The organism is Nonomuraea sp. NPDC050394 (genome assembly GCF_044459065.1).
GTDB lineage: Bacteria > Actinomycetota > Actinomycetes > Streptosporangiales > Streptosporangiaceae > Nonomuraea.
Window position 1 is genome coordinate 576801 of the sequence record NZ_JBITIO010000002.1, and the last position, 11715, is coordinate 588515.

The 11715-nt window shown below is 65.0% G+C and carries 6 protein-coding genes and 4 pseudogenes; 8 read left to right on the forward strand and 2 right to left on the reverse strand.

Annotated features, from left to right (window positions below):
• The first annotated feature begins 4071 nt into the window (after nucleotides 1-4071).
• The 7 genes and pseudogenes from ACIBKY_RS10730 (at nucleotide 4072) to ACIBKY_RS10760 (ending at nucleotide 7931) form a co-directional block, all read left to right on the forward strand.
• Nucleotides 4072-4413 carry a transposase gene (locus ACIBKY_RS10730; protein WP_397096867.1) on the forward strand — a complete coding sequence of 114 codons (342 nt, stop codon included), beginning with the start codon at nucleotides 4072-4074 and terminating at the stop codon, nucleotides 4411-4413.
• A gap of 93 nt (nucleotides 4414-4506) precedes the next feature.
• A pseudogene (locus ACIBKY_RS10735) lies at nucleotides 4507-4587 on the forward strand (hypothetical protein); the annotation flags it as partial.
• Nucleotides 4588-4858: 271 nt separating this feature from the next.
• The gene (locus ACIBKY_RS10740; protein WP_397096868.1) at nucleotides 4859-5299 is read left to right on the forward strand and encodes an IS30 family transposase; all 441 of its coding nucleotides are present in this window, start codon (nucleotides 4859-4861) and stop codon (nucleotides 5297-5299) included.
• Between the two features lie 105 nt (nucleotides 5300-5404).
• Nucleotides 5405-5614, forward strand: a pseudogene (locus tag ACIBKY_RS10745) (IS3 family transposase); the annotation flags it as partial.
• 128 nt (nucleotides 5615-5742) lie between these two features.
• Nucleotides 5743-5901, forward strand: a pseudogene (locus ACIBKY_RS10750) (DDE-type integrase/transposase/recombinase); the annotation flags it as partial.
• Nucleotides 5902-6031: 130 nt separating this feature from the next.
• Nucleotides 6032-7218 (forward strand): annotated as a pseudogene (locus ACIBKY_RS10755) (IS30 family transposase); the annotation flags it as partial.
• A gap of 437 nt (nucleotides 7219-7655) precedes the next feature.
• The gene (locus ACIBKY_RS10760) at nucleotides 7656-7931 is read left to right on the forward strand and encodes an integrase core domain-containing protein (protein ID WP_397096244.1); all 276 of its coding nucleotides are present in this window, start codon (nucleotides 7656-7658) and stop codon (nucleotides 7929-7931) included.
• Between the two features lie 8 nt (nucleotides 7932-7939).
• Here the strand turns inward: ACIBKY_RS10760 and ACIBKY_RS10765 are convergent, their stop codons facing one another.
• Complete coding sequence (locus ACIBKY_RS10765) at nucleotides 7940-8491, reverse strand: endonuclease NucS domain-containing protein (protein ID WP_397096246.1); 552 nt, start codon at nucleotides 8489-8491, stop codon at nucleotides 7940-7942.
• A gap of 335 nt (nucleotides 8492-8826) precedes the next feature.
• Here ACIBKY_RS10765 and ACIBKY_RS10770 point away from each other — a divergent pair, with 335 nt between their 5' ends.
• Nucleotides 8827-9789: a hypothetical protein gene (locus ACIBKY_RS10770; RefSeq protein WP_397096247.1), complete on the forward strand. Its 963-nt coding sequence runs from the start codon at nucleotides 8827-8829 to the stop codon at nucleotides 9787-9789.
• Between the two features lie 501 nt (nucleotides 9790-10290).
• On the opposite strand, the gene ACIBKY_RS10775 is transcribed toward ACIBKY_RS10770, so the two are convergent.
• Complete coding sequence (locus tag ACIBKY_RS10775; RefSeq protein ID WP_397096248.1) at nucleotides 10291-11502, reverse strand: acyl-CoA dehydrogenase family protein; 1212 nt, start codon at nucleotides 11500-11502, stop codon at nucleotides 10291-10293.
• Nucleotides 11503-11715: the final 213 nt, after the last annotated feature.

Genomic DNA, 11715 nt, shown 5'->3' on the forward strand with positions numbered 1-11715 from the left:
CATTGGGCAGGATTGCCTGCCCAGGTAGCCAAGCAGTGGGAGCCAGATATTCGGCAGCGGTATCTCTCGCCAGGGCGTCCGCGTTCGTCATACCAGGGCACCCATGCCTACCGGATTCCGGGCCAGGGTGTGATCACGGAGTTCTCAGAAGCGAGCCGATACGCCTTCGCCCGTCTCCTTCTGCGGAGCCTCGCTCGCTGGAGGAACGAGCAGTTGGAGTGCAGATGGAGCAGCGGCTCGGGAAGCAGGGAGGATGTCATCAGCTTTCCGACTCCTGCCGCAGTATTCCTACGCGACTATCCGTGGCTTCCCGCACGCGGCCACGACCGGGCAATCACGTTCGCCCGCCCTGCTGATGTGTGGCTGATTCCCGAGGACTGGGAGAACGAACTCGTCCCGATCACCTCTCCTGACCTAAAACTCCGTGAGCTCCTGCGGAACCGGATGGTGCAATCTCGCCTCCGGGGATTCGGGATGCCCATCTGGGGCGACCGAGACGACAGCGTTCGCGCCCTCGTCGCTCTCGGGCGGCTCGTGGCGGCAGGAGGGCTCAACCCTCATGATCGAGGGGCGATCGAGCGTGCCAATCAGCGGTCATGGCGGCAACTGGTTGAGCGTTCGAATCAGCATGGTTTCACCGACGCGGTCCTGGACCCACTCCGCGACTCTCCGCTGATGGTCGAGCGCGGCGAATCGCTGGACACGGTCGTTCCGGCTGAGCTGACCGCAAGGGACGACCTGATCTATGTGAGTGAGGTGCGCGACAACCTCACCATCCGGTTCATCAGGAACATGGCCAGACCGCTGCTCGTCGTCCCCGGCGCAGCGCGCCTAGCAACCTTCCTGCTCGGCAAGATCGGCGGCAGTAGAGCCAAACAGGTGAGCACCACCGACCCCAAAGTACGGATAGACGGGCACAATCCAGAGCTGACCGCACTCGGTTTCCTTCTTCGCGACCATGCCCCCTGGTTCCCGTACGCGGTTGGCGTGCTGGCCGAGCAGCAACTGGTGAAGCCAACGGAGCAACAACTTATGGCGCTGGTCGCCGCCGCACGGCGGATCCGCCTGCACGGATACGAGTCTCTGGTCGTGACACTCGACGACGAGACCTGCTCGCTTCCCGAACGTATGGCGGGAGTCCTCCCGCTGCCCAGCGATGACCGCCCGCTCATCGCCGCACCCACCCACCTGACGGACAGTTTTGGCTGGGATGGCATGGCCAAACTCAGCTACGCCATCGCGTCCGTGCTGGACCGGCCGGATTTCCACCATCACCTCAAGTCCATGGCCTTGCAGCTCAAGGAGCTATCGGGTGATGTCAGCGAGGTCACTGACGAGGCCCTCGCCACCGCCCTTGACGTCGAACTCACTCAGTACGGAGAGACCGTCAATCGGATCAATGGCTCACTGGCCGGCATCATCGAGCGGCTCTACCCAATACTTGTGCACGTGCTGGGCACCGAGATCACCGAAGACCTGCTCATCCCTCGTCCCGTAGACGTCGCCGCACTCCAGGTCCTCCTCGCCGAGCACGACGACACCCTGCCCGCAAACTCCACTGACCTGATCCGGATCGCGCGTGCCGCCCGTGACATCAACGAACTACGTGAGCGCACGGGGCTCGGCTTCGCCGAGTTCAACGGGACTCTCTCTTCGCTCGGCCCTCGCTACCAGCCGATCAATCGTGGCGACGCGCATGAAGACGCCGTCAGGAATCGCGTTGACCAGCGGAAATCCGAGCTGGTCGACCGCCTGCGGCGGGCGTTCATGACAGACTTCGACGCTGGCCGACCGATAGCCGACTGGCGAGAACTCCGCTCCCTGCGCTGGATCACCGCCTCCACCATCTGGGCGCTGACCATCGAGGAGGCCGACGTCGCCCTGGTGGACGCCCACATCGACACCTGCATGACGAACCGGCTTCCCACCCCAGCCATGCTCGACGAACCGCTCCTCCCCCCACGTGATCGCCTCAACAGCGATAACGCCATGACTGTCCGAAACGTGCTTCCTGAGATCAGGGCGCTGATCGGCGCCGCCGGGCGTGCCGTACCGACAGCTCTGACCGGGGATACGGCGGAGCTACTGGACGACGCCGGCGTACTGGACTTCCGTCGCCTCACCAAGGACGACGTTGTGTCCTGGTTGGCTACCTTGGACTACTGGCCGCCGGGTGTACCCGCGTCCCTGGAGCCCGCCGCCCACGGAATGACGAATGAATACCTGAACGACCGACGTACTGAGGCGGACAAACTGCATCAGGAGTCACTCCGGCGGCGGCAGATGATCTCAGTCGCCGGAGAAGACATCAACGTTGCCTCCGGCGACTACTCAGGACTGCTCACCGCCCTCCAGGATGCGGTAGCCACGAACCCGGCGATCATCCGCAGCGGCCTTCACTTCGCGAACCTAGAACCGCCCGCCGCACACCGTGCTCGCGGTGGCGGACATGGCGGCGTCTACATCGGTGACCGGCAGGAGCTGTCCCAAGAGCAACGGAACGCGATCGGTCTCATGGGCGAGCTGTACGCGTATGAATGGCTCCGCCACAACTTCCAGGCGACAGAGGAGAGTTGGGTCTCGTCCAACCGGCGCCACCTCTTCGCCGGCAGCACCGGCGACGATAGCATTGGCTACGACTTCGTCGTCGGCTCAAGCAGCAAACCCCTCATGTTCGAGGTGAAGGCCACCCGGGGTGATGGTGGCCAGATCGAACTCGGCGAAAGCGAGGTCCGCGCAGCGCAGCAGTACGCGGGCAGCAACCGGTGGAGTATCCTGGCGATTCTTCGGGTCGAAGATCCACAACCTCGCATCCTGCGGCTAGCCAACCCATTCAGCCGCAAGGGCCGTGAAGCTTTCCGGACGGAGGGGGGCTCAATTCGGTTCTCCTACCGATTGAGCTGACAGGAGCCCCTCACGGTCTTCGCCGCCTTACAGGAGAGCAGGCGGTCGTTGCGATCTGGTGCAGAGGTCACTTCTGGCGGCTGTGTGACGGCCCGTGTCGGCCTTGGGCGAGACGTGCCCGCTCAAGGTCAACTACGGAAGAAATCTCTTGGACGGGACGGTCAATGCACCATAGAGTGACGAGCACTCAGCCTTGCTGCTGCGGGAACCCGAGAGAAAGACCCGCTGATGCCGGTCCAAATGGAGTCGGGTAGGCGCCTGTGGCTCAGCCTGAGCAACCACAACGAGTAGACGTGTGCGGCGGTCAGGGTTCGAGCAGCGCCATCTCCAGAATGGCAGGCTGGCTGTCGCCTGGGCTTAAGTAGATACGACGCGACGAACGGCCACCCCTCTACCGATCGTCGGCCTTTACTCGAGCCAAGGTCATGGCGGCCTCGTCGAGGTGTTGCCGTAGTGCTGGGTTCTCTTTGGCATGTGGTCGTTCTCGTCTTGGCTGGAACGATGCCTGTGTCGGCCGTCTGCCTGATGGTCGTCCGGCTCAAAACGCTCCGGCTAGTCAAGAGCGTGATCGACGATCATGGGCCGGAGGCGGTCAAGCACCTGTCCCCGATCCTCAAATGGGGTGAATTTCGAGCGCTCCCCATCCAACTGAGCAGTCCGGATGCGCCTAAGACGCAGTAACGGGCACCGGGCACCACCGTCCGCGGGCCTGCTATGGATCTCATCGCAGGCCCGTGGGCAGTTTCCGAACGGGCCCATCTGATGGGCCTGTTCCAGGACGCGCACCGGGGCTCGACGAACGCCGTGAGGTCGGGCCACGGCCATCAGGCAGACAGCGGCCAAATGCATCATTTCGGCGTTGATGAACTGCTAACACGGAGCATCGAGCCCCGGACGCTCCTGGCCTACGGCTGGGGGCTCACCTGCTTCGGCGGTCGGCACGAGATCGGGAGCACCGCGGACTCACCCGCTATGCCCTCCAGCGAGAACGGCGCGCAGCCGCATCAACGAGCTACTCTCCTGCGCCAGATGCGCCCCCTCCCTGGGCTTGATCCGGTTTGACGGACATCCGAGATCAGGGGTTCGTCCCCGGAAGGATGTCCATGATGGAGAGCATGGGGAAGAAGAAACCGCGCCCTCGCCGCTCGTTCACTCGGGAGTTCAAGGCTGAGATCGTCGAGTTGTGCCAGCGGTGGTGACCGCTCGGTCGGCCAGGTGGCCAAGGACTTCGATCTGACTGAGACCGCGGTGCGCGACTGGATCCGGCAGGCCGAGGTCAACACCGGTGCGCGTGATGGGCTCACCGGCAGCGAGCGTGAGCAACTGGCGGCCCTGCGGAGGGAGAACCGACGACTGCGCGAAGACGTCGACATCCTCAAGCGGGCCACCTTAGATTCAGACGATCAACGCAACGCTGCTGGTGGATGGGTGGATCGTGGCTCGGATGGGTCGGCCGGGAATGTCGGATGCGATGAAGGAGGACCTGTGGCGGCGGTGGCGCGCTGGTGAGTCCATCAGCGTGATCTCCCGGGCCCTGGCAAGCCCCCGGGGTCGGTGTTCACGGTGCTGAAGCACCATGGCAGCATCGCACCAGCCGAGCGGGTGCGCCGGGCCGACCGGTTGAGCGCCGAGGAGCGGGAATCGATCTCGCGCGGCCTGGAGGCTGGCGCCTCATTCCGTTCGTTCGCCGTGTCGATCGGCCGCCCGGCATCCACGGTGAGCCGGGAGGTAGCCCGCAACGGCGGCCGGGTGAAGTACCGTGCGGTCGCCGCCGAGCAACGCGCTCACGAGCAGGCACGCCGCCCCAAACCCTCTGCCCTGCAGGACAACCCGGTGCTGCGCCAGTTGGTGATCGACCTGCTCGACCACGAGTGGTCGCCGGAGCAGATCGTGGGACATCTGGGGCTGATGCACGCCGGCAACCCGCTCATGCGGATCAGCCAAGCTGGGCCATCTGGAAGGCGATCTCATCGTCGGAGCCAAGAACAGCCAGGTCGCGACGCTGGTCGACCGCAAGTCCCGCTACCTGACCATGGTCGCGCTCCCCAGCCGTCACACCACGACGGTCATCCCCGCCCTGCAGCAGGCGCTCTCACGGATGGATGCTCGCCTGCGCAGCACCCTGACCAGGGACCGCGGCATGGAACTCGCCGGCCACCGCCTGCTGACCGAAGCGACCGGCGTCGACGTCTTCTTCGCGGCACCGCGCAGCCCATGGCAGCGGGGCACCAACGAGAACACAAACAAACTGATCCGGCAATACCTACCGAAAGGCACCGACCTGAGCCTGTACAGCCAAGTCGACCTCGACGCCCTGGCCGCCCGACTGAACCACCGACCCCGCAAGTGCCTCGGCTACCGAACCCCGGCCCAATGTGTTGCCTTGACTCTTTGAATCTAAGTCGGCCTTCTTCGCGGCCGAGCTCGACCGGCCACACACGCACTCGTGACCTTCATCGACCAGCACGCCGACGTGTTCGGTGTCGAGCCGATCTGCCATGTGCTGACCGAGCACGGCCTTGCCATCTCACCCAGCACCTACTACGCCGCCAAGAACAGGCCGCCATCGGCCCGAGCGATCCGCGACGCCGAGCTGGACAACCACATCAGACGCATCCACACCACCAACTACGGCGTCTACGGCAGCCGCAAAGTCTGGCGGCAACCGCTGCGCGAGGGCCACCAGGTCACGCGGTGCACGGTCGAGCGACGGATGCGCACCCCGGGGCCTGCAAGGAGCCCGCCGGGGCAAGAAGATCCGCACCACCATGGCCGATCCCAGCCACCGGCGGGCAACCGACCTGGTCAAGCGGGACTTCACCACGCCCCCGGCCGAACACGGTCTGGGTCGCCGACTTCACCTACGTTCACGCCTGGTGCGCAATCGTCTACGTCGCCTTCGTCGTCGACGTGTGCTCCCGTGCCATCGTCGGCTGGACGTCCTCGCTGTCCAAGCGCGCCGACCTGGTGCTGGACGCCCTGGACATGGCGTTATGGCGCGAGCGCACCGAACGTCTCGCGGGCCCGGCCTGGTTCATCACTCGGACGCGGGCAGCCAAAGGCGGACTCAACTGGTCGTCGCAACACCTTGATCCGGAGGTGTTGCATGGGCAGACCAGCAGGGTGGATGACGACACGCACGGGGCGGCCGGCGATGCGGTCACCAGGACGGCCTCCGATCCGCAAGGACGTGGAGCGGGCGTTTTGGATGAAGATCGCCGAGGGGTTGACCAGCGAAGATGCCGCCCTGGCCTGCGGCGTGTCGGGGCCGGTCGGGTCTCGGTGGTTCCGCGAGGGTGGCGGCATGCCGTTGATCGAACTCAGTCCGCCATCAGGCAGGTACCTGTCGTTCGCCGAGCGGGAGGAGATCGCCCTGCTCAAGGCTCAGCACATGGGGGTTCGCGAGATCGCGCGATGTCTGGGCCGGTCGCCCTCGACCATCTCGCGTGAACTGCGGCGTAACGCCGCCACGCGAGGTGGCCGTCTGGAGTACCGGGCATCGATCGCGCAGTGGAAGGCCGAGCTGATGGCGCGGCGCCCCAAGACGCCGAAACTGGTAGCCACTGCTCGGCTCCGGGAGTATGTGCAGGACCGGCTGGCGGGTCAGCTCCAGGGTCCGGACGGCAAGCCGGTGGCAGGTCCGCGACCCTCGGCCTGGAAGGGCCGCAACAAGCCTCGGCATCAGGACCGCCGGTGGGCGCTGTCGTGGAGTCCTGAGCAGATCTCTAACCGGCTCCAGGTGGACTTCCCCGATGATGAGTCCATGCGTATCTCGCACGAGGCGATCTACCAGGCCCTGTTCGTCCAAGGCCGCGGAGCGCTCAACCGCGAGCTGGTCGCCTGCCTACGCACTGGGCGTGCGCTGCGGGTCCCGCGCGCCCGCAGCCAGCGTCGGGACCGCGGCCATGTCACCCCGGACGTGGCGATCAGTCAGCGGCCTGCCGAGGTGGAGGACCGCGCTGTTCCTGGCCATTGGGAGGGTGACCTCATCATCGGCACCGGCAGGTCGGCGGTCGGCACGCTGGTGGAGCGCACGACGCGGTTCACCCTGCTGTTGCACCTGCCCCGGATGGAGGGCTTCGGCATTCAGGAACGGGTGAAGAACGGCCCGGCGCTGGCCGGCCGTGGCGCCGAAGCCGTGCGGGACGCCATCACCAAAGAGATCACCGGGTTGCCCGAGCAGCTGCGCAGGTCGCTGACCTGGGACCGAGGGACAGAACTGGCCCAACATGCTCAACTGCGCATAGACACGGCGTGCAGGTCTACTTCGCAGACCCCCATAGCCCCTTGCAGCGCGGCACCAACGAGAACACCTATTGGGCACAGTGGGGTGCGCGGGGCTGGTCCGACGGGAGAGGCTCCGGTTGGACCGTTGAGTGACTCGGAGAACACGTGCCGCAAGGCTTTCCGTTGATCTGTCCACAACGGTCCACGGGGCGAGAGTCCTGGCTGGGAGTGACTTGATAGAAGCCTGCTGAGCCGTCAACTCGCAATAGGTCTGTCCCTCAGCCGGGCTCTCGCCTCTGTCCCGTTAGCCACGACAGCAGAGAACAGGACGACCTGTCACGATGGACGGCCGAGGAACTGGCTGCTGTCGCGTTCGCGCTCAACACCAGGCCCCGCAAGACCCTCGGATGGAGAACACCAGCTGAAGCTTTCAGCGAGCATCTAGACTTGCTGCTGAGCTGCGGTGTTGCGACGACCGGTTTGAACCTGAGCAATACACCTGTTTCCGCTTCACCGCCCACCTGATGATCGCCGGCATCGACGCCTCCATCGGCACGGTCGGCGACGCGCTCGACAACGCCCTGATGGAATCGCAGATCGGCCTCTCCAAGACCGAGCTGATCAAACCTCGCGGGCCCTGGCGCAGCTTGCCCGACGTGGAACTGGCCACCGCCGAATGGGTTGAATGGTTCAACACGACCCGCCTGCACTCCTCGATCGACGACATCCCGCCGAAGGAGTACGAAGCCCTCTACCACGCTCAACAGCAGCCCAACGACCTCGTTGGAATCAACCCCTGAGCTCTCCATCAAAGCCGGGGCGGTTCAGCCTCGGCGGCAAGTTTGATTGCTTTGTTCCAGCAGGGACCGCGGCGTGCTGGGTCTCGGAACAAGTAGATGACATGGACAGGTGTGATCTTTTGATCGAGTGGTTCGAGAAGAAGGTCGATGACTCGGGCATCGATCGGACACCCATCGTCGGTGATGTTCAGAACGTAGCCGCGCAGGTCGTGTTTCCGGTCCCGGGCGAAGTTGCTGATCGGCGCCAACAGCTCACGCCATTGGGGTTCGAGAGCCATCACCATGACGCGGATGCGGTCGACGGGCAGTCGCTTCTCTTGTCGGAGTAGTTCGACATACTTCGCGATCTCTTGTGTAGCTTCGCGCGCAGACTGATTTGAGCGCTTGAGCTCGATCACCACCCACATCTGGTGCCGGTCGCGGGCGAGGATGTCGATCCTTCCGCCCGTTCCCTGCGAGTTCGTGAGGGTGTACTCCTTCTTGACGAGGCGGAGTCCGGGCTCAAGAACGTGAAGGCGCTGCGCAAGGTAGTCCCGGACATGGTTCTCGCGGGGGATCACGACCCTAGGTTGACTCTCCTGGCAACTTACTGCGGGAGATCAACGGTAGATGTCGCAACTGACACTTTGGCCGCTATGGCGGTGTCGAGACATCCTCAACAGGTCATCAGCCATGGCCAGCCGGCTGTTGGTCGAGACGACGCACGCATCGCGTCCGGTCGCCCTCTCAAGCTTCTCACGTCGGTCTTCACTATGGGATCGCGGCTTCCAAGGAGTAGTCCATCGCTCGACAGCGCGGTCGCCGGAAGGACGGCTCTAACGACTACGCAACATCTGAGTTGACAGTAGGCCGAGCGGGCGGGGTAGGAAAGGAGACCGGACGGCTTGGGAGGGGCATGTCGCTAACCAACCAGATCGCGGATCCAACGAGTCGGCTATGCACCTTTCTCGACACGCACCTGCCCGAGCGTCATCTCATCAGCCAGCAGTGGCGTCACGAACTCCACGCAGCACCCTCGGCGGGGATAGCGATCGACACTTGGCGCAGCACCGTCGCACTGGCCATCGAGCTGCGCATCGGCCTGGATCTAGCTGACAAGCCCGGGCACAGAGATCTCCTCTCGTTTCTCCCTGCGGACGACTACGCCGCACTCTTGCGCGGCGCCGGCTTCCATCCCGTCACCTACGACCACCTGCCAGACAGCCACACCACAGACCCGCTCCTGATGGACTGGACACGACTCACGAACCCCGCTGAGGGCGACGACCTGCAACACGCTGCTTTAGACGCCTGCCTCAACGCGGCCCTGATGAACGACGTGGATCATGCCCTGGAAGGCAGCAGCGCCGCCCGGAGCCGCCGCGCATTCTTCATGCAGCTCCACAGCCAGCAACGACAAGATGAGCCAGCTCTCAACGGGTTAGCCCACCTCTGGGCCAACTACCTGCGCTACGGCCGTCGACCACTTTCCCAACTGGGGAAGCGCGTCGTTTTGGCCCCCGTACTCGCCCCCGGCTTCGCGAAGGCGGACATCGTCATCGGATGGACCCTGGTCGACATCAAAACCGTGCTTGACCCGTCAACCTACATGGACCGGTGGCTGGACCAACTGCTCGGCTACACCCTGCTCGACAGACTGAACGCGTTCTACCTCGAGCACGTGGCCCTCTACCTGAGCTGGCAGTCCCTCCTGCTTTCCGCACCGATCGCAGCGGTGCTCGCCACCGCAACCCGTGGGCCCACTCCAGAGCTCCACGCCCTGAGAAAGACATTCGACGAAGCACTCCGCCCAGACCTCGACGCCGCGGAAGCCCGCTACCTACATAAGCTCTATCCAGCTCCACAAGACGCCCCATGAACCAGCGCTCCAAGGACGAGCCCCAACGGATTATCGCCCACAACGTCCGATCCGACGCGTTGCCATGTCCGCGCACCATACGCCGCGAGTGGCCGGCTCGCTGCCGATCACGTGGTCCCCCAAGGCATATGCGAGCAGCCCCTACCATCGGTCATGGCGCCCCACGAGCCGCCGCATCACCCGCCCACGCACGGGCATCTCAAATCCACCCAAAAATGGACGGAATGGCAAGTCGGCCAGCAGAAACCCATCACCAAATCCGGACCGAAAAGGTGAGTTCGACCATCTAACAAACTCGCCATCAGCGCGTTCTCCATCGCCATACCACTACGGGGTATCGCAAAAACCGATCACAACCGAGCACCGGGCCCGGAAGCGACGGGGACGAACCAGGAATAACCGGCGAACGACGGCCGCGACGATAATCAGGGACACGCGACCCGGGCACCCGAAACGATCATCTCGATGATCGCCAGATATGGCCCTTGACGTGCCAAAACGTCATCGCACGGGCAGCCCGGTGACCGCCCGACCGATGATCAGGCGCTGGATTTCCGACGTGCCCTCGAAGATGGTGTAGATCTTGGCGTCGCGGTGGAAGCGCTCCACCGGGTGGTCGCGTGTGTACCCGGCCCCGCCCAGGATCTGGATGGCCTGCTCGGTCACCCACACCGCCGTCTCGCCCGCCACCAGCTTCGACATCGACCCCTCCGCCTGCTCGAACTGCCGCCCGTTGCGCGCCATCCAGGCCGCCCTCCAGGTGAGCAGCCTGGCCATGTCCACGCGGGTCGCCATGTCGGCGAGGAGGAAGGCGATCGCCTGGTTCTCGCCGATCTTGCGGCCGAACTGCTCGCGTTCCGTGGCGTAGTCGCGGGCGTACTCGTAGCCGGCGCGGGCGATGCCCACCGCCATCGCGGCCACGGACGGGCGGGTGGTCTCGAAGGTGCGCATCGCGGCCTGTTCGCCCGAGCGCTCGCCGTTGCGGACGCGGGCCAGGCGGGACTCCAGCTTCTCCTGCCCGCCGAGCAGGCAGGCGGCGGGCAGGCGTACCTGATCGAGGACCACCTCGGCGGTGTGCGAGGCGCGGATGCCGTGCTTCTTGAACTTCTGGCCCATGGACAGGCCTGGTGTTCCTGGCGGGATGACGAACGAGGCCTGGCCGCGGGTCCCCAGCGCCGGGTCCACGGAGGCGACGACGACGTGGACGTTGGCGATGCCGCCGTTGGTGGCCCAGGTTTTGACGCCGTTCAGGATCCAGTCGCCGGAGGGGTCGCGTTCGGCGCGGGTGCGGATGGCGCCGACGTCGGAGCCGGCGTCGGGCTCCGAGGCGCAGAAGGCGCCCAGCTTGACGTCGTTCTCGGTGCCGAACATCTGGGGCAGCCACTCCCCCATCTGCTCGGGTGTGCCGTTCGAGGAGAGCGCGGCGGCGGCCAGCCCGGTCCCGACGATCGACAGGCCGATCCCGGCATCGCCCCAGAAGATCTCCTCGAACGCGACCGGCAGCGCCAGCCCGCTCTCCTCGAACCATTGGGTGGCGAAGAAGTCCAGCGAGTACAGCCCGATCTTGGCGGCTTCCTGGATGACGGGCCACGGGGTTTCCTCGCGTTCGTCCCATTCGGCGCCGGCGGGGCGGATGACGTCGCGGGCGAAGGTCCGCACCCAATCCCGCACTTCGCGCACATCACCACTGAGCTCCGGACAAAAGCCGCTCATCTCGCTGCTCCCTGAGATTTCCCGGTACGGCGTAGCCGCATGGATGCCGAATGCCCGCATGTCCGGAACAGGCACGCGCACCCGCCCACGGATCCCCCAGGCCGAAAAGTTACCGCCGGTAACACCCTACCGGCCGGTAGCCAGCGCCGCCAGGCCGGAAAGCCCCCGCGAATGTCAGTCACCCTCGGTAGCCTTTCGCTCACCAACCCACCC